Consider the following 25,682-nt stretch of genomic DNA (forward strand, 5'->3'; position numbering starts at 1 on the left):
CCGTGCGGGGGTGAAGGGAAAGGGCGCGCCGCTAGAGCGGCAGCGCCAGGTAGAACTGCGCGCCTTCGCCAGGGCGCGAGTAGATGCCGATGCGGCCGCCGTGGAGCTGGACGATCTCCTTGCACAGCGCCAGGCCGAGGCCAACGCCGCCGCCGGTGTAGCTGCCCAGCTGCACGAAGGGCTCGAAGATGCGCGCCTGCTGGCTGTAGGGCACGCCTTCGCCGTTGTCCTCGACGCTGAGGATCACCCGCTCGCCGTGGCGCCGCGACTGCAGACGGATATGCCCGCCATTGGGCGTATGGCGGATGGCGTTGCTCACCAGGTTGTCCAGCACCCGCTCCACCTGCGGGCGGTCGATGGGCACGCGGGGCAGCGGCTCCTGCAGGTCCAGCTCGATGCTGATGCCCTTGTTCTGCGCCGGCTCCTGGAAGCGCGTGCGCAGGGCGCCGAGCAGGTCGTCGATATCGCAGGGCGCCAGGGTCAGGGTCTGCATGCCGTTCTGGTAGCGGGAGAAATGCAGCAGGTCGTTGATCAGCCGCACCAGGCGCTGCATCTCCTCGTCCACCGTCAGCAGCAGGTCGGACTCGCGGGACTCCTCGGCGAAGACCAGGCGCTCACGCAGCAGCCCGAAGGCCATCTGCATGCCGGTCACCGGGGTGCGCAGCTCGTGGGAGGCACGCAGCACGAACTCGTTGCGCACCCGTTCGAAGGCGCGCTGCTCGGTAACGTCGCGCAGCACCATCACCGCACCGAGGATGCGCTCCTCGTCCAGGCTCACCGGGGTCAGGCGCCAGCTCAGCAGGCGGTTCTCGCCCTCGACCTCGATGGCCAGGTCCGGCGGCACCTGCTCCAGGGGCTGGCCGCGCAGCACCTGCTGGGTCGGTGCCTCCATGGCCGGGTTGTCCAGGGCCTGGCTCAGGGGTTGGCCGAGCTGCTCGGTCTCCCAGGCCAGCTGGCGCTGGGCCACGGGGTTGGCGTGTTCGATGCGGCCCTGGCGGTCGAGGATCAGCAAGCCGTCGTCGATGCTGTCGAGCACCGCCTTCAGGCGGCGCTGCTCGGCCAGCAGCTTCTCGATATTGGTTTCCTTGAACAGCCGCAGGCCCTCGGCCATGAGGCCGAAGCGGCGGCTCAGGGAGGCCATCTCGCTGACCGTGGAAATCGGCAGGGTCACCTGGAAATCACCCTGGCCGATGCGGTCGGCGGCGCGGGCCAGGGCCTCGATGGGCTGGCCGAAGCGCCGGGCGATACCGTGGGCGGTGACGAAGCCTATCAGCAGAACGGCGATGCCCAGCAGGCCCAGCAGGGTGGCCACCAGCCCGGCGCGTTCGCGGGCCGATTGCTCGGCCTCGGCGGCACTCTGCAGGGCGTGTTTCTGCAGCGCCAGCATGGCGTTGCGGGTGGCGTTGAGGGCCTGGCTGAAATCGTCGTCGCGGCGGTCGGTGTTGCGTTCGCTGACCCGCAGGAACTCGCCGTAGCTGTCGGCGATGGCCTGGAAACCCTGGCGGGTCCGTTCGTCACGGGCGTTCATCAGGCCCTGCTGCACCACGGCGAGGAAACGTTGCTGCGAGGTGAGCAGCGCCTGGATATCCGGCTGTTCGCGGGTGAGGTTCACCAGCTGGTCGCCCAGGTGCGTGCGCAGCTTCTCGCCCAGGTCGATGGTGGCGAAGTTGTAGGAGATCAGGCGCTCCTGGGAGCGGGCCAGTTGCATGACGCTGGTCAGCCCCAGCAGCAGCCCCAGGAGTGCCACGGTAATCAGCGCCGAGATGCTGAGGAAAAGCCGCGTTCGCAGCTTCATCGGTAGCTTCATAGACCGTACTGCTTGCGTTTGCGATAGAGCGTCGAGGCGTCGATGCCAAGGGTCTTGGCGGCCTGGTCGAGGGTTTCACTGGCCGCGAGCACGGCAGCGATATGGGCCTTCTCCAGGTCCTCCAGGCTCATGGAGGCGCCAACACGCGGGGCGTTGTTGGACGGCGCCTCGCTCAGCCCCAGGTGGGCGATTTCCACCAGCTCTTGGCCGCAGATGATGCTGGCGCGCTCGATCACGTTGCGCAGTTCGCGCACGTTGCCCGGCCAGTGGTAGCCCAGCAGCGCATCGCGCGCGGCGTCGCTGAAGCCGCGGGCCGGGCGCGCGTAATCCTTGACGAAGCGGGCGAGGAAGCGCTCGGCCAGGCCGATCAGGTCCTCGGTGCGCTCGCGCAGGGGCGGCAGGTGCAGGGTGATGACGTTGAGGCGGTAGAGCAGGTCCTCGCGGAAGCGGCCCTCGCGGACCATCTCATCGAGGTTGAGGTTGGTGGCGGCGAGAATGCGCACATCGGCGCGGCGGGTCACCGCGTCGCCCACCCGCTCGTATTCCTTGTCCTGGATGAAGCGCAGCAACTTGGGTTGCAAGGTAAGGGGAAAATCGCCGATCTCGTCGAGAAACAGCGTGCCGCCGTCGGCCTGGTTGACCCGGCCCAGGGTGCTCTCGCTGGCCCCGGTGAAGGCGCCGCGGCTGTGGCCGAACAGCTCGCTCTCCATCAGCTCCGCCGACAGCGACGGGCAGTTGATGGTCACGCAGGCCTTCTTCGCCCGCTTGCTCCAGCCGTGGATGGCCCGGGACAGCTCGCCCTTGCCGGTGCCGGACTCGCCGAGGATGAGGATGTTGGCGTCGGTGCCCGCCACCTGGCGAGCGGTTTCCAGCACCGCCATCATCGCCGGGCTCTGCGAATCCAGGCCGTCGCCCGGCTTGCGCACCTCGCCCTCCAGGGCCTCCAGGCGCGCGGTGAGCTGGCGCACTTCCAGCTGCTTGGCAGCCGAGAGGCGCAGCTGGTCGGGGCTGCAGGGCTTCACCAGGTAGTCGGCCGCGCCGGCCTGCATGGCGTCCACGGCGGTGTCCACGGCCGAGTGGGCGGTGACGATCACCACCCGCATCCAGGGGGCCTGCACGCGGATCTGCGCGAGCACATCCAGGCCGTTGTCATCGCCCAGGCGCAGGTCGAGGAAGCACAGGTCGAACACCTGGCGCTGCAGGATGGCCTCGGTCTGTGCCGCGCTGCTGGCGGTGGCCACGCTGTACCCCTCGTCTTCCAGGCAATAACGGAAGGTGCGCAGGATCGCCGACTCGTCGTCGACCAGCAGGATGCGTCCTTTGGTTTCCGTTGCTGATGCCATTTTGTCGCTCCGCATTGTTCAGTCGTATCGCTTAGTCCAGGAATTATCGTGCAAGTTGCAAGGTCCTTTCATACATGTATTGCAGCCTGCATGCAGTGGCTATTTACACATATGAAATAACCAATTGATTTTAAATGAATAAACGCCACGAAAAGGCCTGGCACAGGCCTTGCGATAACCCCTGCATCTGGAGGCGCCGAGCGCCGAAGTGGATGACAGGAGGTTTCCATGCCGCACTTGCACAGCCTGGCGCTCGCCATGGCCGGTAGCGCCTTGCTGGGGCTGGTCGCCCTGCCGGCGGCCGCCGGGGACGGCTTCAGCGAACAGATTCGCGAAGCCCGCCAGGAAGGCAGCATCTGGACCGCCTTCGCCTTCAACCATCACCTCAGCCCCTTCTCCCTCAACGTCGATGTCGAGCATGGCCTGGCCACGCTCACCGGCACCGTGACGAACGAGGTCAACCGCGAGCTGGCCGAGCAGGTCGCACTCGGCGTCGAGGGTATCGACGCGGTGGAAAACCTCATCCGGGTCGACCCGGGCGTTCGACCCCGCTTGCTGTCCATTGCCGCCGCCGACAGCCATCTCGACGACGCCACCGTCACCGCCAAGGTGAAATCCAAGCTGCTGTGGAACACCACCACCGAAGGCCTCGACATCGGCGTCGAGACCCGTGAAGGCCTGGTCACCCTCAGTGGGCGCGCAACCAGCACCGAATCCCGTGAGCTGGCCGGCAAGCTGGCCGCCAGCACCGAGGGCGTCGAGCGGGTGGACAACGCCATTGACCTCAGCGCCGCGCCCGGCACCGCCCCGCGCGACGGTGAGCAACGGGCCGAGGCCGGCAGCCTGCTGGGCGACGCCTGGATCACCGGCAAGGTGAAGACCCGCTTCCTCTCCAGCGACAACCTCGCCGCCCTGGATATCTCCGTGGAAACCGACGACGGCGTGGTGCGCCTCGCCGGCAACGTGGCCACGGCGGCAGAAAAGGCGCTGGCGGTGGAAACGGCCAGAAATGTTCGCGGCGTGCTCGATGTGCACGCCGCATCCCTCAAGGTCGCCGGCTGAACGCGCGACCCGTACCCCCAAGGAGAAACGCCATGACCAATACCACTGCGCAACTCAACGAGCTGATCGAGATCACCCGTGACGGCGAGCGCTTCTACCAGCACGCCATCGACGAAGTGAAGGACCCGGCCCTGCAGGGCCTGTTCCGCGACATGGCCCAGGCCAAGACCCAGGTCATCCAGGCCCTGGCGGTCCGGGTCGCGGCCAACCATGAAGACCCGTCCACCGGCGGCACCTTCGTCGGCAAGTTGCGCCAGGTCTATGCGGACACCCGCGCCACCCTGTCCAGCGACGAGAAGGCCACCTATGTGAGCCAGCTGGAGGAAGCCGAGGACCGCATCCTCCACGCCTTCGAAGACGCCCTGGAAAGCGCCGAGCCCGAGGTGCGCGGCCTGCTCGCCCAGGAAATGCCTCGGGTGAAGGCCTGCCATGACCGCATGCGCAGCCTGAAGCTGGCGATGAAGTGAGCCCGGATCGGACAGGGATGTCCGGCCATGCAAAACGCACGACGTAGCGCTAGCGATCATGCAAGTTGCCAGCAGATTCAGTGATCAATTGATTTGTAAGTTATTGAATTTAAATGGATTTACCTGAATCAAAAAACTGGCATGCGCTCTGCAATCAATACATCAGGAAAAGGAAATCGCCAGCCGGCGATGACCGCAAGGACAGGCAGGGGAGCTTCGGTTCCCTCGATCGATCAACAGCTCAGGAGGTGTTTCAGGATGAACCGTCGTCATGCGCGTCTCGCCCTTGCGGGCAAGGTACTGCTGGCCGCCCTCGCCGTGGTGTTGATCCTCCTGGCCGAACACCAGCTGCGCCAGAGCCTGCGCAGCCATGAGCAGCAGCCCCCGCTGCCGGCCCGCCTGGATATCGCGCCGACCCCGGCCGCTTTCCATGCCAACGGCATGCTCCACGACGGTTCGCTGCAGAGCGTTGCCCAGCAGCGCTGGAACGATCAACCGCAGCAACCCCGTTGGGTGTTCTGAGCACATAAAGGAGATACGAAGATGTGGACCATCGCCCTGTTCCTGACCGCCCTCCTGATCCTCCCCGTATTGATGCTCGGCAGTGCCCTGGCGGTTGGCCAGGCTCTGCAGGACAGCAACGATTTCAGTGGCATCGATTTCGTAAACCCGGTTGCCGACGACACACCCGCCGCGCAACCGGCCCAGTCGCAACCGGCCTGGTCGCCGGCGCACTGATAACCCGACAAACCGAAGCAGGAGAAACCATCATGCTCAGCTGGGCACTTACCTTCCTCGTCATCGCCATCGTCGCTGCCGTTCTGGGCTTCGGTGGTATCGCCGGCACCGCAGCAGGTATCGCGAAGATTCTCTTCGTGCTGTTCCTGGTCCTGTTCGTGGTGTCCTTCATCTTCGGTCGCCGCAGGGGCTAGGGAGGCAGCATGCGCATCCTGCGTGATCTCTGCGCCGCCGCCGCGTTCGGCTTCGCCAGCACCCTGGTGCTGGCGGCCGATACCGACGCGCAGCACAGGCTCAACGAACTGCTGGGCACTGACCCGCAGTACCGCGAGACCTGGCAGGCGCTGGTCAAGGACGAAAGCCGTCTGCCCGAATGGGTGATGAACCTGAGCGGGACGGCACCGCCGATGAAGGCGGTGGACCAGGACGGCGACAAATACCTGGTTGGCGAGTTGTGCGAACCGCATGCCTGCGCCAGCCAACGACTGCTCGTCGCCTTCAGCTGGGACAAGGACGACGCCTACGCCCTGCTGGTGCAAGTGCCGGAAGGCCTGCCCCAGGACAAATCACCGAGCCGCCACGCCAGCAAACGCTGGCTGGGCGAACCGGATGACGAGGTGAAGGCGATTCTCGAGGACCAGCTGAAAAGCGATCCGAACTGGTACTGAAGCCATTCAGACCACAGGCCCCGCGGACGGGGCCATGACCATGGGGCCGGGTTGTTCCGCGTCGGTAGAGCGGCATGACCTAGGGGTAAAGGGGTTACCTCCGCGAACGCGGGCCGGGTCAGGCGAAGCCGCCGCCGGGAAGCTGTGATCCAGCTTCTCGGTGGTAGTGTTATTAGAAGCAGCTGCAAGCGGCAAGTTACAAGCGGCAAGAAGGAAGAGCAGCTGAAAGCTATAAGCCGCAAGCCGCAAGCTAAAAGCGATCCCAGCTCGGGCGGACCTTGTCGCTGACCAGCAGGCCGTTCACATAGAGGCTGAGCGCGTGGATCGTACCGTCCACTGTCTGATTGCCGTGCATTCCCACTGGAGCTCGCAGATAGAGCTGCTGATTCTCCGGTGCCCAACCGCCGTTGGCGGTGTGCAGCGTCCCGGCGCACCCTTCGAGCAGGGTGAGCCCGGCGAAGAGGGCCAGCGTCCTGCCGGCCTTGGTCATTTCCTTTCCCGTCATTGGAGTCGTGTCGCCAACTTGGCCACGTGGGCGCCCTGGAATCGGGCGAGCGCGAGCTCCTTGTCGGTCGGCGTGCGTGAGCCGTCGGCGCCGGCGATGGTGGCGGCGCCGTAGGGTGAGCCGCCGCGTACGTCGCTGATGTCGGTCAGCTCGGGGGCCGCGTAGGGCAGGCCGACGATGAGCATGCCGTGGTGGGCCAGGGTGTTCCAGAACGAGGTGATGGTGGTTTCCGAGCCGCCGCCGGTGCCGGTGGAGGTGAATACGCTGCCGAACTTGCCCACCAGGGCGCCTTTCACCCAGAGGCCGCCGGTCTGGTCGAGGAAGGTGCGCATCTGCCCGGCCATGTTGCCGAAGCGGGTCGGGGTGCCGAAGAGGATGGCGTCGTAGTCCGCCAGCTCCTGGGGGCTGGCCACGGCGGCGGGTTGGTCGAGCTTGGCGCCGGCGTTGCGGGCGATGTCCTCGGGTATGGTTTCGGCGACGCGCTTGATGGTCACCTCCACGCCCGGCACGCTGCGCGCGCCCTCGGCCACCGCTTCGGCCAGGCGTTCGATATGGCCATACATGGAGTAGTAGAGCACCAGGACCTTCTTCATCGTCATCTCCCAGGACAGAGGTCGTCATCGACCGACCCGGTTCAGCCTAGATGGCTTTCATGACATTGCCGGGGTGGCTTCCTGGCGCGCGCCGTGCCCCCGCCGCTATCATCCGCCCATCGTTTTCGGGGGATTGTTCATGCTCAACGGCCTTTGGCTCGGCTTCTTCGTGGTGGCCGCGACCGCGGCGCTGGTGCGCTGGATCGGCGGTGACCCGGGTGTCTGGGCCGCCATGGTGGAAAGCCTGTTCGCCATGGCCAAGCTTTCGGTCGAGGTGATGGTGCTGCTGTTCGGCACCCTGACCCTGTGGCTGGGCCTGCTGCGCATCGCCGAGAAGGCCGGGCTGGTGGACGTGCTGGCGCGCCTGCTGGGCCCGCTGTTCGCGCGGCTGATGCCCGAGGTGCCCCGTGGCCACCCGGCCCTCGGCCTGGTGACCCTCAGCTTCACCGCCAACGGCCTGGGCCTGGACAACGCCGCCACCCCCATCGGCCTCAAGGCCATGAAGGCGTTGCAGGAGCTCAACCCCAGCCCCACCACCGCGACCAACGCCCAGGTGTTGTTCATGGTGATGAACGCCTCCTCCTTCGTGCTGCTGCCGGTGTCCATCTTCATGTACCGCACCCAGGCCGGTGCCCAGGACCCGGCGCTGGTGTTCCTGCCCATCCTGCTGGCCAACAGCATCTCCACCCTCACTGCCCTGGTCAGCGTCGCGGTGATGCAGCGCATCCGCCTCAACGACCCGGTGCTGCTGGCCTGGTTCGGCACCGGCGCGTTGCTGCTGGGCGGCTTCATGGCGCTGCTCGCCGGGCTCTCGGCCACCGCGCTCACGGCGCTGTCGTCGCTGCTGGGCAACCTCACCCTGTTCGGCCTGATCCTCACCTTCCTGCTGATGGGCGCGCTGAAGAAGGTGCCGGTCTACGAAACCTTCGTCGAAGGGGCGAAGGAAGGCTTCGACGTGGCCAAGAACCTGCTGCCCTACCTGGTGGCCATGCTCTGCGCGGTGGGCGTGCTGCGCGCCTCGGGGGCGCTGGAGGTGCTGCTGGACGGCATCCGCTGGTGCGTCGAGGGCCTGGGCTGGGATTCGCGCTTCGTCGAGGCGCTGCCCACCGGGCTGGTCAAGCCGTTCTCCGGCAGCGCCGCCCGCGCCATGCTCATCGAAACCATGAACACCCAGGGTGTGGACAGCTTCCCCGCCCTGGTGGCCGCCACCATGCAGGGCAGCACCGAAACCACCTTCTACGTGCTGGCGGTGTACTTCGGCGCCGTCGGCATCCAGCGCGCCCGCCACGCGGTGGGCTGCGCCCTGCTGGCCGACCTCGCCGGCGTCGTCGCCTCGATCCTGGTGTGCTACTGGTTCTTCGGCTGACCCGGCTCCCGGGCTGAAGCCCGGGCTACAGCTCACCCCGTGGGCGCCAATTCATTCGTGATCGGGGCGGCGGGTTGCACCCGCCCTACGGCCTGCGTCCAACCCTGTAGGGGCGGATTCATTCGCCCGGCACCGCCCGGGCTCAGAACCCGTTGGCCTTGGCGAAATCCAGCTTCGGGTCGCGCACGTTGGTGACGTTCACCGCCGCACCGGACCAGCCGCCCTCCATCTCCTCGGTCATGTGGTAGCGCAGCAGGTTGTACTGGATGGCGGTACCGCCCAGCTGCTGGTGGCCGATGCGCGAGATGACCGTCTCCAGCAGGCTGGAGATCAGGTACTGCAGCGGCGTGTCGGAGGTCTTCAGGGCCAGGCCATAGTCGAAGCGCGCGTTTTCGTTGGCCCGGAAGTTCGCATAGAACGCCTGCTTGCCGAGGTCGGTGTTCATCGCCTGGTTGAACGACTGGCGGCAGGTCTCGAGGTCTTCCGCGCCCGCATGGGGCAGCTGCAGGAAGTTGCTGAGGTTCTTCAGGCTCACGCAGCCCTGGGTAGCGATCACCTCCGGCATCAGCGTGACGTCCAGCTCGCCGGCGCTGTTGGGCACGTTGTGCCAGCGGTTCAGGCTCCTGCGCAGGTCCTCCAGGCTGTTCTCGGTATAGCCGCGGTAGCCATAGATGTAGGTCGGCGGCAGCACCAGGCCCATGAGCGAGTTGTACTGGGGGATGGAAAGCTCCGTGTGCGGCTTGCCGAAAACGCAGGTGCTGTAGTCATCCAGCGAGGCCTTGAGCAACGACGGCCGCAGGTTGCGCACCGACCTGCCGTTTTCCAGGGCTTCGACCAGGGACTTGTCGTTGAGCTGCGACTTGACCTCCACCGTGGCGACCACGCCTTCGATCAGGTACACGTCCGCCGAGCCGAAGGTGCGCAGGGTGGGGAAGTCGTTGCGGTAGATGATCAGGTCGATCTGCTTGGAGATGCCGCCTTCGTTGTCGACGATCTGCCCCGAGCCGATGCTGATGTTGCTCGGCAGGAAGCGCTTGAGGACATCGCGGATGAAACTCTCGCGTGCATCGCCGAGTACGGTGGAGTGATTGGCGATGCTGCTGCTGACGTTGAAGCTGCTTTCCAGCACCCGGGCGATGGACTTCGCCCAGTTGTTGATGATGGCCATGGTTCTTCCTTGAGGGGGTTGAGCGTCCGCAATCTACAGGCACTGAGCCCGTGGGAGAGTTCATTCGCGACGCTTTTGCATCGGTGCGTCGAGGCACCTGTAGGGGCGACTTCAGTCGCCAAGCGGTGCGCAGCACCGCCAAAGGCTTCGCGAGCAGAGCTCGCTCCTACGGTCAATTCGGCTTGGGCGGCAGCGGGTCATCGGTGACCTCGAAGCGCAGGGTGCCGATCATCTGCCCGGCTTCGGTGACCACACGCACCTGCCAGCTGCCCACCGGGTTGGCGGGGAAGTTCTGCTTGTGGGTCCAGGCGCGGTAGCCCTTGTCGCGGCCGCCGTGGATGTCCAGGGCGATGCGGTCCACTTCCTTCCCCTCGAAACGCCACAGGTGGTAGATGCGCTCGTTCAGCCCCCGCGGCGCGTTGATCGCGGTGTAGGCGTAGAGGCCATCGCTGCGCAGCTCGGCGGCGGTCACGGTTTCCACGCCCTTGCCCGGGGTGCGCTGGTGGTCGTCCAGCTCCGGGGTCACCGCCACTTCGGTCAGCCACAGGGTGGCCGGCGGCACCATCACCCGGGTCAGCCAGCCGGTGGCGCCCAGGGCCAGGGTCAGGCCGACCAGGGCCAGGCCCCGCCACCAGCGCTGCACGCGGATGGTGCTGTAGAGGCTGAGGAAGGACAGCAGCACGGCGATGCCGAGGGACCACTCGAAGCTTTGCGCGGTGGTCAGGTGGAGGATGATCGGCAGCGCCGTGAGCAGCACCGCGAACAGGGTCAGGGTGTGGTAGGCGAGGAACAGCCAGCGGTGCGGCGCGAGGAAGCGGTTGTACAGCGGGTCGACGATGGAGATCACCGCCGCCACCGCCAGCAGCCCGGTGAACAGCGACTGGCCGCTGTTCCAGCTGGTGGTGATGAGGAAGAAGGGCAGCACGAAGAACAGGCTTTCCTGGTGGATCAGCTGGGTCAGGAAGCGCGTCAGCGGCGGTGGCAGCTCGATCTTGAACAGGCGCTCGATGCTGCTGCGGAACAGGTTCTCCAGCAGCAGCCAGACCCAGCTCACCAGCATGACGATGGCGATCACCTTGGCCAGGCGCGCGCCGCGATCCACCAGCAGGAAGCTGCCGACGCCCGAGCAGAAGCCGTAGAGCGCGATAAGCCGCGGGTGGCGCTGGATCAGCGCGATCAGGGCGAGCAGGCGGTTTTTCCAGATCGACATGGGCAGGTCGGCGAAAGCTGCGGGGGCCGCAGGATACTGCCCGCTCGCCGGACTGAGAAGGCGCACGGCGCCGCAGCCGACGGCCAGTGCATCAGGCGGGCGCGGGGCGCGTGCCCGGGCGCCGGCCGCGCCACAGCAGGGCGGCGAGCAGGGCCAGGCCCAGCAGGGCCGGCAGCAGCCAGGCCAGCTGGTCGTAGCCCAGCAGCGGTTGCTCGACGCGGATGTAGCCCGGTTCGTGGAACAGCTCGCGGGCGATGGCGTTGACCTGCTGCAGGGTCACCGCACGCAGGGCGTCGGCTTCGTTGCCGAAGCGGCCTTCCTGGTAATCGCCCAGGGAGTTCCAGTAGTAGTCGGCCAGCGCCGAGTTGCCCTGTGCCGACCAGGCCTGGCGGCTGATGGCGAGGTTTTTCAGGCGCTCGAAGCTGTCGCGGTCCAGCCCCTGGTCGCGCAGGCGCGTGGTGAGTTTGCCCAGCACCTGCAGCGCCGGTTCCACGTCGCTGCGCTCCAGGTCGGCGTTGAGGCTGAGGAAGGTTTCGCCGCCGAAGGCGCGGCGCTCGGTCCAGGGCCCGTAGGAGAGGCCGTTCTGGATGCGCAGCTGCTGGTAGAGCTCCCAGTCCAGGTAGTCCTTGAGCAGCTCCCAGGCCGCGTAGTCGGCGCCGTCCACCTCCGGCTCGCGGTAGATCCAGTGCAGCGTGGCGCTCTGGCCCACCAGGCCGCGGCGCAGGGTGCGGCGCTCGGCGGCGTTGTCGTTGCTTTCCGGCAGGGCCGGGTGCTCGCGCACCTCCACCGGAGCCAGGGCGCCGAAGCGCCGCTCGATGAAGGCCGGCAGCAGGCGGTCGAGGTCGCCGACCACGATCAGGCTCATGTTGTTGGGGGCGTACCAGTCGCGGCGCAGGGCTTCCAGGGCCTCGCGCTGCAGGTGCTCCACCTGGGGGCGCTCGGCGCAGGCCAGGCCCAGTTCGACGGCGAGCTGGTCGTGGGCTTCGCGGCCGAGGTCCTGGCGGTCCAGCAGGCGTTCCAGGTGCGAGTAGTGGCCGCCGCCCTCGCGTTGCACCACCTGCTTGGCGGTGGCGATGCGGGCGTCGGTCAGCTGGGTGTCGCCGAGCACCTGCAGCAGCAGGTCGAGCACCTTGCGCTGGTTCTGTGCCGGCGCCTCGATGACGAAGGCGGTGTCGCTGGCGCTGGTGAAGGCGTTCCATTCGCCGCCCAGGGCCTGCATGCGCGCTTCCAGGTCCGCCTCGCCGGCGCCGCCCAGGCCACTGAAGAACAGGTGTTCCAGCAGGTGCGGCAGCTCCTTGTCGGGGCAGGCGAAATCGTCGAAACCGACACCCACCACCAGGCGGATGGCGACATGGCCGCGCTCGGGGGTGGGCTTGAGGATCACCTGCAAGCCGTTCTGCAGGTCGTAGCCCTCGACCCGGTCGCGGTCGAACGCCTGTGCCGAGGCACCGAGCAAAAGCAGCAGGCAGAGCAGGTAGCGCATGGCGAGGGTCTGGCTGGGAGGAAGCGCCGAGCATAGCGGATCGCCCCCGCCCTTGCGCAATCACCCCAGGCCGCGGCGGCTGCTCCAGAACTGCAGGGCCAGCTGGCGCAGGTCGGCGGCCAGGCCGGCCACCTCGCCCGCGCTGCGCTGGCTGCACTGGCCGCTGGCGGCATTGTCGTCGGCGGCGCGGCGGATGGTCGCCAGGCTGCGCTGGATCTCCTCGCTGGCGGCGCTCTGCTGCTCCACCGCGCTGGCGATCTGCAGGCTCATGCCGTTGATGGCGCCCACCTGCTGGTTGATCCGCTCCAGGGACTCGGCCGCGCGCTGGGCCTGGGCCAGGCTGCTTTCGGCCTGCACGCAGCTGCGCTGCATGGCCGCAACGGCCTGCTCGGCGCCGCTCTGCAGGCTGTTGATCATCTGGTTGATCTGCGCGGTGGACTGCTGGGTACGCCCGGCCAGGGCGCGCACCTCGTCGGCGACCACGGCGAAGCCACGCCCGGCGTCACCGGCCCGTGCGGCCTCGATGGCGGCGTTGAGGGCCAGCAGGTTGGTCTGCTCGGCCACGCCCTGGATCACGTCCAGCACCTGGCCGATCTCGCTGCTGTGGTCTTGCAGCTCGCGCACCACGCGGGTGGCGTTGCGCACTTCCTCGTCCAGCTCGGCGATGCGCGCGCGGGTGGCGCCCACCTCGTGCTGGCCGATGCGCGCGGCGTCGTCGGTCTGGTCGGCGGCGCAGGCGCTCTGCTGGGCGTTGCGCGCCACTTCCTGGACGCTGCCGGCCATCTGCCCGACGGCGGTGGCCACCTGGTCGGTTTCCAGCTGCTGGCGATGGCTGCCGGCGCTGCCGTGGGCGACGGCGGCGGCCAGTTCCTCGGCGTGCTCGGCGAGCTGGCGCGAGGACTCGGCGATGCGCCCGACCAGCGCGCCGGTTTCCATCTCCAGCATCTGCAGGCAGAAGCCCAGCTGGCCGAACTCGTCGCTGCGCTGCCCGTACACGGCCTGGCTCAGCGGGTTGTCGGCGATGGCCCGGGCGTGGCGCAGCAGGTCGCGCAGGGGGCGCAGCTGGCGGTGCAGGAACAGGCCCGCGCAGCCCAGGGCGATGGCCCAGGACGCGGGGCCTGCGAAGGCGCCCCAAGGGGCCAGCGCCGGGTACAGGAACAGGCCCAGCGCACTGCCCAGGGCGGGCCCGGCGAGCAGGCGCAGGTGCAGCGGCAATTGCGGCGCGCGCAGGCGGAGGGGCGTGCGGCCGGCCTCCAGTTGCCCGTAGAGCTGTTCGGCGCGGTGGATCTGCTCGGCGTTGGGGCTGGTGCGCACGGATTGGTATTCCAGCACCTGGCCGTCGCGCACCACCGGGGTGACGAAGGCGCTGACCCAGTAGTGGTCGCCGTTCTTGCAGCGGTTCTTCACCAGGCCCATCCAGCTGCGCCCGGCCTTGAGCGTCTGCCACAGGTGGGCGAAGGCGGCGGCGGGCATGTCCGGGTGGCGCACCAGGTTGTGGCTGTGGCCGATCAGCTCCGGGCGGCTGAAGCCGCTGACGTCGACGAAGTCCTGGTTGACGTGGGTGATCACGCCCTTGAGGTCGGTGGTGGAGAGGATGTTGGCGTTGGCGGCGAAGGCGATGGCGCGGCCGCTGACCGGCAGGTTGCGTTTCATGAGGTCGCTCTCGTGGTGGCTTCGGGCAGCAGGCACCAGTGCCCGTCGAAACATTCTTCGCCGTTGAACAGGCGTTCCAGGGCCTGGGGCGGGCGCGGCCGGCTGAACCAGTAGCCCTGGGCGTAGTGGCAGTCCTCGGTGGCGAGGAAGTCCAGGTGTTCGGGGCGCTCGACGCCTTCGGCGATCACTTCCAGGCCGAGGCTGGCGCCCAGGCCGATGATGGCGCGGGAGATGGCGCGCAGCTCGGGGTCTTCGGGGGCGCCGTCGATGAAGCTGCGGTCGACCTTGAGGATGTGCAGCGGGAAGCGCTTGAGGTAGCCCAGGGACGAGTAGCCGGTGCCGAAGTCGTCCAGCGCCAGGCGCACGCCCTGGCAGGCCAGCTCGCGCAGGCAGGCGAGGGTGTCGGCGCCGTCCTGCATGAGCAGGCTTTCGGTGATCTCCAGCACCAGGCTGGACGGCGCCAGGCCGGATTCCTGGAGTATCGCCTTGAGCCGCCCGGCGAACCCCGGCTGGTGCAGCTGGCGGCTGGAGAGGTTGACCGAGCAGCGCAGGTGCTGCTGGCCGTCCAGCTGCCAGGCGCGGGTCTGGCGGCAGGCCTCGCGCAGCACCCAGTCGCCGACGGCGATGATCTCGCCGGATTCCTCCAGCGCCGGGATGAACTGCGCCGGCTGCACCAGGCGGTCGCCCTGGCGCCAGCGCAGCAGGGCTTCGACGCCCACCAGCAGCGGCGGGCCCTGGTCGATGCGGCAGATGGGCTGGTAATGCAGCTCGAACTCGTCGCGGGCCAGGGCCTGGGCCAGGGCGCTTTCCAGGTCGAGGCGGTTCTTCGCGGCGGCCTGCAGCTCGCTGCTGTAGCGGGCGATCTGCGCCTTGCCGGCTTCCTTGGCGCGGTACAGGGCGAGGTCGGCGGCCTGCAGGGCATCGATGGTCTGGCCCTCGGCCTGGAGGCCGGTGATGCCGATGCTGGCGCTGACCACCAGGGTGCGCTCGTCGAGGTGCAGGGGCTGGTGCAGGCTGTCGAGCATGCGCTGGGCGACCACTTCGGCATCGCCCAGGCAGGCGAGGTCGTCCAGCAGCACGACGAACTCGTCGCCGCCGAAGCGCGCCAGGTGGTCGCCCGGGCGCAGGCAGCGTTCCAGGCGGTGGGCCACTTCCACCAGCACGCGGTCGCCGACGGCGTGGCCGAGGCTGTCGTTGATCAGCTTGAAGCGGTCGAGGTCGATGAACAGCAGCGCCGCCTGGCGCGCGCCGGGCTTGAGCTGGCGCTGCAGGGCGTGCTGCAGCAGCTCGTCGAGGCGCAGGCGGTTGGCCAGGCCGGTGAGCGGGTCGTGGCGCGCCGCGTGGTTGAGCTGGTGCTCGGTGGCCTTGCGCTGGCTGATGTCGGTCTGCGAGCCGGCCATGCGCTTGCCTTCGGCGACGCCGCGCACCAGCACCCAGAGGTAGCTGCCGTCCTGCTGGCGCATGCGGTACTCGTGGCTGAGCCAGGGGCTGTCGCCCCGCAGGTGGGTGTCGATGGCCTGGCGCAGGGCCGGCAGGTCGTCGGGGTGGACGCGGGCGAACCAGCCGGCGCTGCTCTCGCCGAAGGCATCGCGGGAGCGGCCGAGCATGCTCGCCCAGCGCTCGGAGATGTACAGCCGGTCGTGCTCCAGGTCCCAGTCCCAGAGGCCGTCGTTGGCGCCGCGCAGGGCCCGGGCGAAGCGCGCCTCGCTGTCCTCCAGGGCCTGGCGCTGGGCGGCACTGTAGGTGTCGATGGCCAGGGCGATGTCGAAGAACACCGCCTTCATCAGGCTGCCCAGGGTGCGGGTGGTTTCGCTGTCTCCCAGCAGGCCGGTGAGCATCTGGTCGAGGTACAGGCGGTAGGCGCCCAGGTACCACTTCAGCTCTACGCCCACGCGCTGGTGCACCAGGCCGACCTGCAGGCGGTGCATGACGTAGTCGCGGTTGTAGGGGCCTTTCCACAGGCGCTGGTAGTAGTCCAGCTGGCTGGCCTTGAGGCGCGCCAGGGTGGCCGGGTCGCGGAGGATGCTGGCGGTCGGCTCGAAGTTGTCGAGGTGCGCATAGAGGCTCTCGACGAACACCTTGTGCAGGGCTTCCACCGCTTCCGCCTGGCGGTTCAGGCGTGCGGCGTCGAGCGCCTGCCAGTCCAGGTAGCGGCAGCGCTGGTCGATCTCGCGGCGGCCGAGGCCGATCCTGCCGAGCATCCCTTTGAGTTGTGTTTCCAGCCCCATCCCTCGTCCCTCGTGAAAACCTGCAGGCAATAAAAAAGGCGCCACGGGTGGCAGTTCTGGGTGAACTGCCACGCGTGGCGCCTTGTCTTGCAGGCCCTTGCGTCCTGCCCGGCAAAGCCGGTTCCCGCCCTTGGCGGAACCTTGCAGCGCGAGGTTGTACACCAGTCAGGCCGGGCCCGACAACTCTTCCAGCGCCTGTTCCAGGCGTCGGCGCAAGCGCCCGAGTTCCCGGGACTTGAAGGCGTGGCGGGTGCGGTCGAGTACCGTCACTGTCTCGTCGAGGAGCATGCGCAATCGGGTCGTCTCGCTGAGGGGAGCGTCCTTGAGCCATCGGCACAGGGGCGCCCGCTGGCATTGGCCGGTCTCGGTGAGCACTTCGCAGACGACGCCCATGGCGGGCAGCATCTCGCGCAGCAGGCAGGCGAGCGCAGGATCGGTGATGGCGGCGATCGGCGGATCGGAGCTGTCCATGGTCGGGGCTACGGCTGATGGCAATTGGCTATGAACTCTAGCCATCGCCCGGTTGGCGGGCATTGACCGGCGTCAGTCTGTCGCGAATCGCCACGCCGCCTGGCGGGCTCGGCCACTGCCGGTGCGCCGTGGCTACCGCTAAAGTGGCGGCCATAACAAGAACCACGGGCGCCTTGCCATGAACTACGACGCGAACCAGCAGCTCATCCTCGGGCTGGTGCTGGCGGTAATGATCTTCGGTGTTTCCCTGGAACTGCGCATCGGCCAGTTCTTCGCCGTGCTGCGCCAGCCGCAGCCGGTGCTCGCCGGCATGCTCGGGCAGTGCCTGATCCTGCCCTGGGCCACCCTGGCGGTGACCCTGCTGGTGGACCTGCATCCCGGGCTGGAGCTGGGCCTGCTGCTGGTGGCCTGCTGCCCGGGGGGCAACCTGTCCAACGTGATGACCCACCTGGCGCGTGGCAACACCGCGCTGTCGATGAGCATGACGGCGCTGTCCAGCCTGCTGGCGCTGGTGCTGCTGCCGCTCAACTTCGCCCTCACCAGCGGCCTCAACCCGGAAGCCTCCGCCTACCTGGCCGGACGCCTCAGCGCCTTGCAGATGGACCGCGGCAGCATCCTCGTCAGCGTGGTCCTGCTGCTGGGCCTGCCGCTGCTGGCGGGGATGCTGGTGGGCAACCTGTGGCCGCGCCTGGCCGAGCGGGTGATGCCCTGGTTCAAGCGCTTCTCGCTGGTGGCCTTCGTGGTCTTCGTCGGCGGCGCGGTGGCCGGCAACTGGCGCATGTTCGTCGACAACCTCGGCCTGGTGTTCTTCATCGTGGTGCTGCACAACGCCAGCGCCATCGTCCTCGGCTGGGCCATGGCGAAGCTCGCCCGCCAGCGCGGCGCCAACCTGCGGGCCATGGTCATCGAGATCAGCATGCACAACTCCGGCCTGGCCCTCGGTCTGATCTTCGCCCAGTTCGGCGGTGAGCCGAACATGGCCCTGGTGGCGGCCTTCTGGGGTACCTGGCACCTGGTCAGCGGCCTGCTGCTGGTGGCCTTCTGGCGCAACCGGCCATTGCCAGTCGCCGAGGGGGGTGTGCCATGCGCGTCCTGATCACCGGCGCCGCCGGCTACATCGGCCATCAACTGCTGGAGGCGCTGGCTGCCCGGCATCCCGACTGGAGCCTGGTGGCCGCGGACATCCGCCCGCTGCCGGCGTCCGCCCGCGCGGCGAACGTCGAGGAGGTGCAGCTGGACATCGCCCAGCCCGAGGCGGTGGACGCCTGCATCGCCCACTGGCAGCCCCAGGCCATCGTCCACCTGGCCTCGGTGGTGACGCCGCCGCCGGGGATGAGCGAGGCGACCCTGCACGCCATCGACGTCGAAGGCACCCGCGCGGTGGTCACGGCCGCCGCCGCCCATGGCGTTGGGCAACTGGTGGTGACCAGCTCCGGCGCCGCCTACGGCTACTACCCGGAAAACGCCGAGTGGATCGACGAGGCCGACCCGCTGCGCGGCCATGACGCCTTCGCCTATGCCCGCCACAAGCGCGAGGTGGAGGAGCTGCTAGCCGAGGCACGGGAACGCCACCCGCAGCTGCGCCAGCTGGTGCTGCGCCCTGGCACCATCCTCGGCCGGCGGGTGGACAACCAGATCACCGCGCTCTTCGACAAACCTTCGGTGATGGGCGTGCGCGGCCATGACAGCCGCTTCGTGTTCATCTGGGACCAGGACGTGGTGGCGATCATCCTCCAGGGCCTGGAGCGCGGTGCCGAAGGCATCTACAACCTGGCCGGCGACGGTGCGCTGAGCATGGCCGAGATCGCCGCCATCCTCGGCAAGCCCTACCGGCCACTGCCGGCGACGCTGATCCTCGCCACCCTGGCGCTGCTCAAGCCCCTCGGCCTGACCCGCTACGGCCCCGAGCAACTGGATTTCCTGCGCTACCGCCCGGTGCTCGACAACCGCCGCCTGAAGGAGGAGTTCGGCTACCAGCCGCAGTACTCCAGCCGCGAAGCCTTCCTGGCGTTCCTCGATGCGCGGGGTGTGGCGACCAAGGCCTAACCCCGCCCTGTGAGCCTTCTCCAGGCGTATATGCTCGACCTATATATTTTCAGGGAGGGCCAGCCATGGCATTCGCACGGGTATTCCAGTCAGGCAACAGCCAGGCGGTTCGCCTGCCCAAGGAGTTCCGCCTGGAGGTGGACAGGGTCGAGATCTTCCGCCGTGGCAACGAGATCATCCTGCGCGAGGTGCCGGAGGATGCCACCGTGATCTTCGACACCCTGGCCGAGTTGTCCCGGGATTTCCTCGGGGAAGGCCGCGAGGAGCTACCGATCCAGGATCGAGAAGCGCTTTGATCAAGAAGCTGGAAAGGCTTACCAGCCTGATACGCGTCGAGTTCCTGCCGGAGGTCGCCGCCCATGCCTGCTCCAGGGGCTGGGTGCTGATCACCAACAACGAGCGTGAATTCCTCCGTGTGCCGGGGCTCGTGGAGAACTGGGTCGCGCCCGCTTCTTCGGGGCGCTAGCGGGGCTGCAGGCCCTGGCGATATTCCCCCGGCGTCTTGCCGGTCCACTGGCGGAAGGCGCGGAAGAACACGCTGGGTTCGGAATAGCCCAGCAGCACGGCGATTTCGGCGATGGGCAGGCTGCCCTCCTGCAGGTGGCGCTCGGCCAGTTGCAGGCGGGTGTCGCTGAGCAGCTGCTGGTAGCTGCTGCCCTCTTCGGCCAGTCGCCGTTGCAGAGTGCGCTCGCTGAGGCCGAGGCCGGAGGCGAGGGCGCCGCGGTCCGGCTCGCCATGGGCCAGCTGGGCGCTCAGCAGGGCCACCACGCGGGCCCGCAGGCCTTCGCTGGGCAGTCGCGCGAGCAGGGCTTCGGCGTGCTGGCGCAGCAGTGCCTGGAGGGGCGGGTTGGCCTGGCGCAGGGCGGCGCCGCGCAGTTTCAGCGGCAGCACCAGGGCGTAGTCGGCGGCGTCGAACTCCAGCGGGCAGGCGAAGCAGTCCTCATAGGCGGCCAGGCTTTCAGGTTGCGAATGGATGAAGCAGGCGCGCAGCAGGCGGAAGTCATCCAGCAGCGGTTGCATCAGGCGCATCCAGAAGGCCATCAACGCCAGCACCCGCGCGCGGGTGGCGGGCAGCTGCGGGTGCAGCGGGCGGTAGAGGGTCCAGAGTTCGTCGCCACGGTTCTCCACCGCCAGGGTGCCGCCCTCGCCCACCAGGCGCTGGTAGCGCAGCTCGGCCTCCAGGGCGTCGCCCAGGGTCGGGCTGCTCTGCAGCAGGTAGCCGAGCACGCTGAACTGGCCGGGCGCCAGGGCCTGGCCCAGAACCAGGCCGGGTTCGGGATGGGCGAGGCGCGATTCGATGGCGCTCCACAGCGCTTCCTGGGCGGGAAAGGGGATGCGCGCGTCGGGGTCGCGCAGCTGGGCGTCGTCCAGGCGGCTGGCGGCCAGCAGCTCGGCGCGTGGCAGGCCAAGGCTCTCGGCGGCGTGGAGGATGGCCTGGGTCAGGCTGGCGCTGACCGAGGCCTGGTCGGGTGCTGCGGCGGTTGGGCTCATGGGGGGATTCTGCCCAAGCCGCCGTGACTCAGGAAGGGCCCTGTTCAGCGATGGGAGCCGACATCCGGCTGATAGTCCACATCGTCCTCCACCAGCGGCTCGACGCCACCGTCCTCCAGGGCCACCGGCGGCGCGTCGGGGTTGTCCAGCACCGCATAGGAGATGGCGCAGAACAGCGAGTTGAGGCGCTTCATGTCGCTGATCAGGCCCAGGTGCAGGGCGCTGGTCTCGATGCTCTGCACCACCTGGTGATGCAGGCGCTCGACGTGGGCGTGGGACAGGCGCCGTTCGAGGATGCGGAAGCGCTGCTTGGCACGACGCAGGCGCTTGGCGTTCTCCAGGTCACCGTTGAGGAACACCGAGAGGCTCAGGCGCAGGTTGTTCACCAGTTGCTGGTGCAGCTCGGCGATATCGGCCAGGCCGGCTTCGGAGAAGGAGCGCTGCTGGGAGGTCTTCTTGTGCTGCACGTCGCCGACCATGCGTTCGATCAGGTCGCCGGCCTGCTCCAGGTTGATGGTCAGCTCGATGATCTCGGCCCAGCGGCGGCTGTCGCGCTCGCTCAGGTCTTCCCGCGGCATGCGCGCCAGGTACAGCTTGATGGCGGTGTAGAGGGCGTCGATATCGTCGTCGAGGCGGTGGATCTCCTTGCCCAGCAGGGCGTCGCCGCCGCGCATCAGCTTGAGCAGGTTGTGCAGCATCTGCTCGACGATATCGCCCAGGCGCAGGGTCTCGCGCACGGCGTTGGCCAGGGCCAGGCTGGGTGTGTCCAGGGCGCTCTTGTCCAGGTGGCGGGGTTTGGCCACGTCGGTGGCCTGCTCGCGGTCCGGCAGCAGCCAGTCGCAGAAGCGCGCCATGTAGGGCGTGAGCGGCAGCATCAGCAGGCAGCGCCCGCTGTTGTAGAGAACGTGGAAGGCGATCACCAGCTCGGCGGTGGAGAAGCTCCAGCTGTCCAGCCACTCCGCCGCCGGCCCCACCACCGGCAGCACCAGCAGGCAGCCCACCAGCTTGAACAGCAGGCTGCCGAGGGCCACCCGGCGGCCGGCGGCGTTCTGCGAGGTGGCACTGATCATGGCGAGGATGCCGCTGCCGACGTTGGCGCCGATCACCAGGCACAGGGCGACCTTGAGCGGGATCACCTTGGCCGCGGCCAGGGTCGCGCTGAGCAGCACGGCGGCCAGGCTGGAGTAAGTGACCATGGCGAACAGCGCGCCGGTCAGGGCGTCCAGCATCACGTCGCCCGTGAGCGAGGAGAACAGCACCTTCACGCCCTTGGCGGTGGTGATGGGCTCGGCGGCGGCGACGATCAGCTGCAGCGCGAGGATGATCAGCCCCAGGCCGATGGCCACGCGGCCGAGCTGGCCCACGCGGGTCTGTTTGCGCGAGAGGAAGAACACCACCCCGAAGAAGATCAGCAGCGGCGACAGCCACGACAGGTCGAAGGTCAGCACCCGCGCCATCAGCGCCGTGCCGACGTCGGCGCCGAGCATGATCGCCAGGCCCGAGGACAGCCCCATCAGCCCCTGGGCGACGAAGGAGGTGACCAGCAGCGCCGTGGCGTTGCTGCTCTGCACCAGGGCGGTGACGCCGATGCCGGCGGCGAAGGCCATGGGCGCGCGCTTCATGCTGTGGCTGAGCCAGCGGCGCAGGTCGCTGCCGAAGACCCGGAGAATGCCGGTGCGGACGATATTGGTGCCCCACACGAGCAAGGCCACGGCGGAGAGCAGGTTGAGCAGTGTCAGCATCGGTTCCCTCCTTAAGGTAACGACATGAGCCGCTCCTGGAGGTGGAGCGGCTATTTGGGGGTGGGGTTGTAACATGATCGTCATATTCTGACTTGCCGGCCCGCGTCCCGTTCACCCGTGCCCGTCACCTTTTCTACTTGCAAGTTAAGTCGTAAAACCGCCGCCCTGCCTTGTTCATCGACGGCGACAGGCCTTGTCGCGCGGTGCCGGTAGCCTCGTCGAACTGATAACCTGTACCGACCCGGCGGACGCGACCTCTCGATGCTCAACCTCTACCACGCCAATGACCTGGAAAGCCTCGGCGAGCTGGCCTGCAGCCTGCTCGTGCAGCCCCAGCGCGACCCGCTGGCGCCGTCCCGCGTGGTGGTGCCGAGCCAGGGCATGGGGCGCTGGCTGACGCTGCAACTGGCGCGACGCCAGGGCATCGCCATGCAGCTCGATATCCAGCTGCCGGCGCGCTTCATCTGGGACCTCACCCGCCAGGCCCTCGGCGAGCTGCCGCCGCAGTCCGCCTTCAACCCGGTGACCCTGACCTGGCGCCTCTACGACTGGCTGTGCGAGCCGGACAACCTCGAACGTACCCCGCGTCTTGCCCAATACCTGGAGGGCGGCGACGAGCGCCGGCGCCTGACCCTGGCGGCGCGCATCGCCGACGTGCTCGACCAGTACCTGTTGTACCGCGACGACTGGCTGGCCGCCTGGGAACGTGGCGAGCTGCTCGGCCTGGGCAACGACGAACAGTGGCAGGCGCTGCTCTGGCGTGAGCTGACCGCCGACGGCCACCCGCACCGCGCGCGCCTGCTGGGCGACCTGCTGGCGCGGCTGCGCGACGACGCGCCCATCGACGGCCTGCCGGAGCGCCTCATCGTCTTCGGCATCAGCAGCCTGCCGCCGCACCATATGCGCGTGCTAGAAGGGCTGGCGCGGCATTGCGAGGTCATCCTCTTCGCCCTCAACCCCTGCCGTGAGGCCTGGGGCGATATCCGCGACATCCGCGAACTGGCCGCCCTGCCGGAGCCCGGCATCGACGACTGGTACCTCGACGTCGGCCACCCGCTGCTGGCCAGCCTGGGCAAGCAGGGGCGCGACTTCTTCGACGCCCTGTTCACCCTCGGCGGCCAGGAAGTCGGCATCTACGCCGAGAACGAAGACCTGGCCGACGGCAGCCTGCTGCAGGCCATCCAGAACGACATCCTGCGCCTGCGCACCCGCCACGCCGACGAGCGCCTGGCCCTGCGTGAGGACGACCGCTCCCTGGAAGTGCACGTCTGCCACTCGCCCCTGCGCGAAGTGGAGGTGCTGCACGACCAGTTGCTGGCGCGCTTCGCCGCCAACCCCGGGCTGACCCCCGACCAGGTGGTGGTACTGACCCCCGACATCGAGCGCTACGCCCCCTACATCGAAGCGGTGTTCGCCCCCCGCGAGGGCGTGCCGCGCATCCCCTTCAGCCTGGCCGACCGCAGCCTGCGCGCCGAGCTGCCGCTGGTAGAGGCCTTCCTCGCCCTGCTCGACCTGGCCCAGAGCCGCTTCGCCGCCGAGGAGCTGCTCGGCTGGCTGGAGCAGCCGGCCCTGGCCGTGCGTGCCGGCATCGAGGCCGAGGATCTGCCGCTGGTGCGCGACTGGCTGCGTGAGGCCGGCGTGCGCTGGGGCCGCGATGGTCGCCACCGCGCCCGCCTGGGCCTGCCGGAAGAGGACGCCTTCAGCTGGCGCCAGGGCCTTGAGCGCCTGGTGCTGGGCTTCGCCGCACCGCCGCGGCTGGCCGGCGATGCCCCGCCGCTGCTCGGCGACAGCTGGCCGCTGGATGCGCTGGAAGGCGCCCGTGCTCAACTGCTCGGGCGCCTGGCCGGTTTCATCCAGCGCCTCGGCCATCTCGCCGACGACCTGGCCCGCCCGCGCCCGCTGGCGGACTGGGCCGAGACCCTGCAGGGCCTGATCGACCAGCTGTTCGACGAGCGGGAAGCCGGCGACACCCTGCTGTTGCTGTCCCAGGTCTGCGGCGATCTGCGCAAGCAGGCCGAGGCGGCGGGCATCGAACGGCCCATCGACATGAGCCTGGTGCGCCAGCAACTGGTGGCCGCGCTGGACGCCGGCAGCGGCGCCTCGGGCTTCCTCACCGGCGCGGTGACCTTCTGCACCATGGTGCCCATGCGCAGCCTGCCGTTCCGCCTGGTGTGCCTGCTGGGCCTGGACGACGGCGCCTTCCCCCGCCGCACCCCGGCCGCCGGCTTCGACCTGATCACCCGCAAGCCGCGCCGGGGTGACCGCGCGCGGCGCCTCGACGACCGCTACCTGTTGCTGGAAACCCTGCAATCGGCGCGCGATGGCCTCTACCTCAGCTACGTTGGCCGCGACCCGCGCGACAACGCGCACCTCCCGCCCTCGGTGCTGATCAGCGAACTGCTGGAAACCATCGACCTCACCGCCACCGCCGGTGAGACCAAGGCCAGCCAGCGGGTGCTCATCAGCCACCCGCTGCAGCCCTTCGCCTCCGGCAACTTCGCCGGCGGGCGCCACGCCGGTTTCTCCGCCCCCTGGTTCCGTGCCGCCCAGCGCCTGGCGGAGGTGCCCCGGGAGCCGGATGCACCCTTCGCCCTGCCCTTGCCGGAACCGGACGCCGACTGGCTGACCCTGGAGCCGGCGCAACTGATCCAGTGCTTCCGCCACCCGGCGCGCTTCCTCCTCGAACAGCGCCTGGGCCTGCGTTTGGCCGAAGCCGAGGAGGCCCTGGCCAGCGACGAGCCCTTCGCCCTGGAAGGCCCTGCCTGGCGCGGCCTGCGCCAGCTGGCCCTGGACGCGGTGGAGCGCGGCTGGTCGGAGCTGGACGAACGCCGCATCGCCCGTGCTGCCGGCTGGCTGCCCACCGGCGAGCTGGGCCATGCGCTCTGGGGCCAGCTGCGCGGTCCGGTGCGCGCCTTCGCCCCGCGCCTGTTCGAGGCGCGCCCGGACAGCGCGCCGCAGCCGCTGCTGGTGGACATCAGCCTGGCCGGCGTGCGCATCCACGGCTGGCTGGACGGCGTCACCGAGGACGGTCTGTTCGGCTGGCGCCTCAACCGCCTCGGCGAATGGGAGCTGGCGCCCTTCTGGCTGCGCCACCTGCTGCTCAACCTTTCGGCCACCCCCGGCATCGCCCGTGAAAGCCGCCTGCTCTCGCCCGTCGGCGACTGGCAGGCCGGCCCCCTGGCCAATGCCGCCGCGTTGCTGGAGCCCTGGCTGCATGCCTACCGCGACGCCCTGTGCGAACCCCTGCCGCTGCTGACCAAGGCCAGCCACGGCTTCGCCTCCGGCTGGCGCAAGCCCGGGCGCAAGGAGCCTATCGACGCCGCCCGCAGCAAGGCGCGCATCGCCTGGGACGGCATCGACTTCGGTCCCGTGGGCGAATCCCGCGACCCCTGGTACGCCCTCGCCTTCCGCGACCGTGACCCGCTGGACGAACGCTTCGAGCGCCTCGCCGAAACCCTCCTCGGCCCGGCGCTGGACGCCCTGGCAGATGACGAGGAGGACGACGCGTGAACCGTGGCGACAGTGATGCGTTTGTGCATATCCCTATGCAGGTCAGACGCGACATGTATAGGAATCGGCCCTTTTCTATACGTATGTGTATTGATATGTCGGAAAATCGCGACTTCCTATGCATGAAGGGA

At 68.5% G+C, this 25,682-nt stretch carries 24 protein-coding genes and 1 pseudogene; 12 read left to right on the forward strand and 13 right to left on the reverse strand.

All coding sequences use genetic code 11. From position 1 onward, the window contains the following. Window positions 1–31: 31 nt before the first annotated feature. Entirely contained in the window at window positions 32–1,807 is a 1,776-nt protein-coding gene (locus tag OEJ36_RS02670) for an ATP-binding protein (RefSeq protein ID WP_263400283.1), read from the reverse strand. Further along, window positions 1,804–3,150 carry a sigma-54-dependent response regulator transcription factor AlgB gene (gene algB / locus OEJ36_RS02675; RefSeq protein WP_263400284.1) on the reverse strand — a complete coding sequence of 449 codons (1,347 nt, stop codon included), beginning with the start codon at window positions 3,148–3,150 and terminating at the stop codon, window positions 1,804–1,806. Before algB ends, OEJ36_RS02670 begins: the two co-directional genes overlap by 4 nt. A 228-nt stretch (window positions 3,151–3,378) precedes the next feature. On the opposite strand from algB, the gene OEJ36_RS02680 reads away from it, so the two are divergent. The 6 genes from OEJ36_RS02680 (at window position 3,379) to OEJ36_RS02705 (ending at window position 6,085) form a co-directional block, all read left to right on the forward strand. Then, on the forward strand, window positions 3,379–4,212 hold the full coding sequence (locus OEJ36_RS02680; protein ID WP_263400285.1) for a BON domain-containing protein: 834 nt from the start codon (window positions 3,379–3,381) through the stop codon (window positions 4,210–4,212). 32 nt (window positions 4,213–4,244) lie between these two features. Next, window positions 4,245–4,679, forward strand: coding sequence for a ferritin-like domain-containing protein (locus OEJ36_RS02685; protein WP_021218839.1), 435 nt, complete (start codon window positions 4,245–4,247; stop codon window positions 4,677–4,679). 258 nt (window positions 4,680–4,937) lie between these two features. After that, window positions 4,938–5,201: a hypothetical protein gene (locus OEJ36_RS02690; RefSeq protein ID WP_021218840.1), complete on the forward strand. Its 264-nt coding sequence runs from the start codon at window positions 4,938–4,940 to the stop codon at window positions 5,199–5,201. Between the two features lie 21 nt (window positions 5,202–5,222). Beyond that, entirely contained in the window at window positions 5,223–5,417 is a 195-nt protein-coding gene (locus OEJ36_RS02695) for a hypothetical protein (protein WP_263400286.1), read from the forward strand. Between the two features lie 32 nt (window positions 5,418–5,449). After that, window positions 5,450–5,611 (forward strand): DUF1328 domain-containing protein, encoded by a 162-nt coding sequence (locus OEJ36_RS02700; protein WP_021218842.1) that lies wholly within the window; start codon window positions 5,450–5,452, stop codon window positions 5,609–5,611. A gap of 9 nt (window positions 5,612–5,620) precedes the next feature. Continuing rightward, window positions 5,621–6,085, forward strand: coding sequence for an inhibitor of vertebrate lysozyme family protein (locus OEJ36_RS02705; protein ID WP_184488228.1), 465 nt, complete (start codon window positions 5,621–5,623; stop codon window positions 6,083–6,085). A gap of 250 nt (window positions 6,086–6,335) precedes the next feature. On the opposite strand, the gene OEJ36_RS02710 is transcribed toward OEJ36_RS02705, so the two are convergent. Both OEJ36_RS02710 and wrbA read right to left on the reverse strand, forming a co-directional pair. Next, on the reverse strand, window positions 6,336–6,575 hold the full coding sequence (locus tag OEJ36_RS02710; protein ID WP_263400287.1) for a hypothetical protein: 240 nt from the start codon (window positions 6,573–6,575) through the stop codon (window positions 6,336–6,338). Between the two features lie 11 nt (window positions 6,576–6,586). Beyond that, window positions 6,587–7,183 (reverse strand): NAD(P)H:quinone oxidoreductase, encoded by a 597-nt coding sequence (gene wrbA, locus OEJ36_RS02715; RefSeq protein WP_263400288.1) that lies wholly within the window; start codon window positions 7,181–7,183, stop codon window positions 6,587–6,589. A gap of 139 nt (window positions 7,184–7,322) precedes the next feature. On the opposite strand from wrbA, the gene OEJ36_RS02720 reads away from it, so the two are divergent. Continuing rightward, window positions 7,323–8,549, forward strand: coding sequence for a nucleoside recognition domain-containing protein (locus tag OEJ36_RS02720; protein WP_263400289.1), 1,227 nt, complete (start codon window positions 7,323–7,325; stop codon window positions 8,547–8,549). Window positions 8,550–8,691: 142 nt separating this feature from the next. Here the strand turns inward: OEJ36_RS02720 and OEJ36_RS02725 are convergent, their stop codons facing one another. From OEJ36_RS02725 to OEJ36_RS02750, 7 genes and pseudogenes are all read right to left on the reverse strand, one after another. Beyond that, on the reverse strand, window positions 8,692–9,717 hold the full coding sequence (locus OEJ36_RS02725) for a DUF6602 domain-containing protein (protein ID WP_263400290.1): 1,026 nt from the start codon (window positions 9,715–9,717) through the stop codon (window positions 8,692–8,694). A gap of 172 nt (window positions 9,718–9,889) precedes the next feature. Further along, window positions 9,890–10,927, reverse strand: a complete 1,038-nt coding sequence (locus tag OEJ36_RS02730) for a DUF2914 domain-containing protein (protein ID WP_263400291.1) — start codon at window positions 10,925–10,927, stop codon at window positions 9,890–9,892. Between the two features lie 91 nt (window positions 10,928–11,018). Then, window positions 11,019–12,410 (reverse strand): M16 family metallopeptidase, encoded by a 1,392-nt coding sequence (locus OEJ36_RS02735; protein ID WP_263400292.1) that lies wholly within the window; start codon window positions 12,408–12,410, stop codon window positions 11,019–11,021. 60 nt (window positions 12,411–12,470) lie between these two features. Then, entirely contained in the window at window positions 12,471–13,355 is an 885-nt protein-coding gene (locus OEJ36_RS30520; protein WP_411860960.1) for a methyl-accepting chemotaxis protein, read from the reverse strand. A 24-nt stretch (window positions 13,356–13,379) separates the two neighbouring features. Then, a pseudogene (locus tag OEJ36_RS30525) lies at window positions 13,380–14,117 on the reverse strand (PAS domain-containing protein); the annotation flags it as partial. Next, window positions 14,060–16,291 (reverse strand): putative bifunctional diguanylate cyclase/phosphodiesterase, encoded by a 2,232-nt coding sequence (locus OEJ36_RS02745; protein ID WP_263400294.1) that lies wholly within the window; start codon window positions 16,289–16,291, stop codon window positions 14,060–14,062. The pseudogene OEJ36_RS30525 and the gene OEJ36_RS02745, both read right to left, overlap by 58 nt. Before the next feature lie 165 nt (window positions 16,292–16,456). Beyond that, complete coding sequence (locus OEJ36_RS02750; protein ID WP_263400295.1) at window positions 16,457–16,762, reverse strand: hypothetical protein; 306 nt, start codon at window positions 16,760–16,762, stop codon at window positions 16,457–16,459. A 178-nt stretch (window positions 16,763–16,940) separates the two neighbouring features. Here OEJ36_RS02750 and OEJ36_RS02755 point away from each other — a divergent pair, with 178 nt between their 5' ends. From OEJ36_RS02755 to OEJ36_RS02770, 4 genes are all read left to right on the forward strand, one after another. Next, complete coding sequence (locus tag OEJ36_RS02755) at window positions 16,941–17,858, forward strand: bile acid:sodium symporter family protein (RefSeq protein WP_263400296.1); 918 nt, start codon at window positions 16,941–16,943, stop codon at window positions 17,856–17,858. After that, entirely contained in the window at window positions 17,846–18,808 is a 963-nt protein-coding gene (locus OEJ36_RS02760) for an NAD-dependent epimerase/dehydratase family protein (protein ID WP_263400297.1), read from the forward strand. The genes OEJ36_RS02755 and OEJ36_RS02760 overlap by 13 nt, the downstream gene beginning before the upstream one ends. A gap of 65 nt (window positions 18,809–18,873) precedes the next feature. Next, window positions 18,874–19,104, forward strand: a complete 231-nt coding sequence (locus OEJ36_RS02765; protein ID WP_263400298.1) for an antitoxin — start codon at window positions 18,874–18,876, stop codon at window positions 19,102–19,104. Then, the gene (locus OEJ36_RS02770) at window positions 19,101–19,274 is read left to right on the forward strand and encodes a hypothetical protein (protein ID WP_263400443.1); all 174 of its coding nucleotides are present in this window, start codon (window positions 19,101–19,103) and stop codon (window positions 19,272–19,274) included. The genes OEJ36_RS02765 and OEJ36_RS02770 overlap by 4 nt, the downstream gene beginning before the upstream one ends. Here OEJ36_RS02770 and OEJ36_RS02775 read toward each other — a convergent pair. Both OEJ36_RS02775 and OEJ36_RS02780 read right to left on the reverse strand, forming a co-directional pair. Further along, window positions 19,271–20,299 (reverse strand): AraC family transcriptional regulator, encoded by a 1,029-nt coding sequence (locus tag OEJ36_RS02775; RefSeq protein ID WP_263400299.1) that lies wholly within the window; start codon window positions 20,297–20,299, stop codon window positions 19,271–19,273. The two genes, OEJ36_RS02770 and OEJ36_RS02775, sit on opposite strands and share 4 nt — an antisense overlap. A gap of 44 nt (window positions 20,300–20,343) precedes the next feature. Continuing rightward, window positions 20,344–22,041: a Na/Pi cotransporter family protein gene (locus tag OEJ36_RS02780; RefSeq protein ID WP_263400300.1), complete on the reverse strand. Its 1,698-nt coding sequence runs from the start codon at window positions 22,039–22,041 to the stop codon at window positions 20,344–20,346. Between the two features lie 261 nt (window positions 22,042–22,302). Here OEJ36_RS02780 and recC point away from each other — a divergent pair, with 261 nt between their 5' ends. Next, on the forward strand, window positions 22,303–25,551 hold the full coding sequence (gene recC / locus OEJ36_RS02785; protein WP_263400301.1) for an exodeoxyribonuclease V subunit gamma: 3,249 nt from the start codon (window positions 22,303–22,305) through the stop codon (window positions 25,549–25,551). Window positions 25,552–25,682: the final 131 nt, after the last annotated feature.

The sequence above is a fragment of the Pseudomonas sp. PDM13 genome (genome assembly GCF_025685765.1).
Classification (GTDB): Bacteria; Pseudomonadota; Gammaproteobacteria; order Pseudomonadales; family Pseudomonadaceae; genus Metapseudomonas; species Metapseudomonas solani.

What these genes read in the sequence shown, in the direction of transcription:
- OEJ36_RS02670 (WP_263400283.1), bottom strand. Translation starts at nt 1,807, where the DNA reads ATGAAGCTACCGATGAAGCTGCGAACGCGGCTTTTCCTCAGCATCTCG.
- algB (WP_263400284.1), bottom strand. Translation starts at nt 3,150, where the DNA reads ATGGCATCAGCAACGGAAACCAAAGGACGCATCCTGCTGGTCGACGAC.
- OEJ36_RS02680 (WP_263400285.1), top strand. Translation starts at nt 3,379, where the DNA reads ATGCCGCACTTGCACAGCCTGGCGCTCGCCATGGCCGGTAGCGCCTTG.
- OEJ36_RS02685 (WP_021218839.1), top strand. Translation starts at nt 4,245, where the DNA reads ATGACCAATACCACTGCGCAACTCAACGAGCTGATCGAGATCACCCGT.
- OEJ36_RS02690 (WP_021218840.1), top strand. Translation starts at nt 4,938, where the DNA reads ATGAACCGTCGTCATGCGCGTCTCGCCCTTGCGGGCAAGGTACTGCTG.
- OEJ36_RS02695 (WP_263400286.1), top strand. Translation starts at nt 5,223, where the DNA reads ATGTGGACCATCGCCCTGTTCCTGACCGCCCTCCTGATCCTCCCCGTA.
- OEJ36_RS02700 (WP_021218842.1), top strand. Translation starts at nt 5,450, where the DNA reads ATGCTCAGCTGGGCACTTACCTTCCTCGTCATCGCCATCGTCGCTGCC.
- OEJ36_RS02705 (WP_184488228.1), top strand. Translation starts at nt 5,621, where the DNA reads ATGCGCATCCTGCGTGATCTCTGCGCCGCCGCCGCGTTCGGCTTCGCC.
- OEJ36_RS02710 (WP_263400287.1), bottom strand. Translation starts at nt 6,575, where the DNA reads ATGACCAAGGCCGGCAGGACGCTGGCCCTCTTCGCCGGGCTCACCCTG.
- wrbA (WP_263400288.1), bottom strand. Translation starts at nt 7,183, where the DNA reads ATGAAGAAGGTCCTGGTGCTCTACTACTCCATGTATGGCCATATCGAA.
- OEJ36_RS02720 (WP_263400289.1), top strand. Translation starts at nt 7,323, where the DNA reads ATGCTCAACGGCCTTTGGCTCGGCTTCTTCGTGGTGGCCGCGACCGCG.
- OEJ36_RS02725 (WP_263400290.1), bottom strand. Translation starts at nt 9,717, where the DNA reads ATGGCCATCATCAACAACTGGGCGAAGTCCATCGCCCGGGTGCTGGAA.
- OEJ36_RS02730 (WP_263400291.1), bottom strand. Translation starts at nt 10,927, where the DNA reads ATGTCGATCTGGAAAAACCGCCTGCTCGCCCTGATCGCGCTGATCCAG.
- OEJ36_RS02735 (WP_263400292.1), bottom strand. Translation starts at nt 12,410, where the DNA reads ATGCGCTACCTGCTCTGCCTGCTGCTTTTGCTCGGTGCCTCGGCACAG.
- OEJ36_RS30520 (WP_411860960.1), bottom strand. Translation starts at nt 13,355, where the DNA reads ATGCTGGAGATGGAAACCGGCGCGCTGGTCGGGCGCATCGCCGAGTCC.
- OEJ36_RS02745 (WP_263400294.1), bottom strand. Translation starts at nt 16,291, where the DNA reads ATGGGGCTGGAAACACAACTCAAAGGGATGCTCGGCAGGATCGGCCTC.
- OEJ36_RS02750 (WP_263400295.1), bottom strand. Translation starts at nt 16,762, where the DNA reads ATGGACAGCTCCGATCCGCCGATCGCCGCCATCACCGATCCTGCGCTC.
- OEJ36_RS02755 (WP_263400296.1), top strand. Translation starts at nt 16,941, where the DNA reads ATGAACTACGACGCGAACCAGCAGCTCATCCTCGGGCTGGTGCTGGCG.
- OEJ36_RS02760 (WP_263400297.1), top strand. Translation starts at nt 17,846, where the DNA reads ATGCGCGTCCTGATCACCGGCGCCGCCGGCTACATCGGCCATCAACTG.
- OEJ36_RS02765 (WP_263400298.1), top strand. Translation starts at nt 18,874, where the DNA reads ATGGCATTCGCACGGGTATTCCAGTCAGGCAACAGCCAGGCGGTTCGC.
- OEJ36_RS02775 (WP_263400299.1), bottom strand. Translation starts at nt 20,299, where the DNA reads ATGAGCCCAACCGCCGCAGCACCCGACCAGGCCTCGGTCAGCGCCAGC.
- OEJ36_RS02780 (WP_263400300.1), bottom strand. Translation starts at nt 22,041, where the DNA reads ATGCTGACACTGCTCAACCTGCTCTCCGCCGTGGCCTTGCTCGTGTGG.
- recC (WP_263400301.1), top strand. Translation starts at nt 22,303, where the DNA reads ATGCTCAACCTCTACCACGCCAATGACCTGGAAAGCCTCGGCGAGCTG.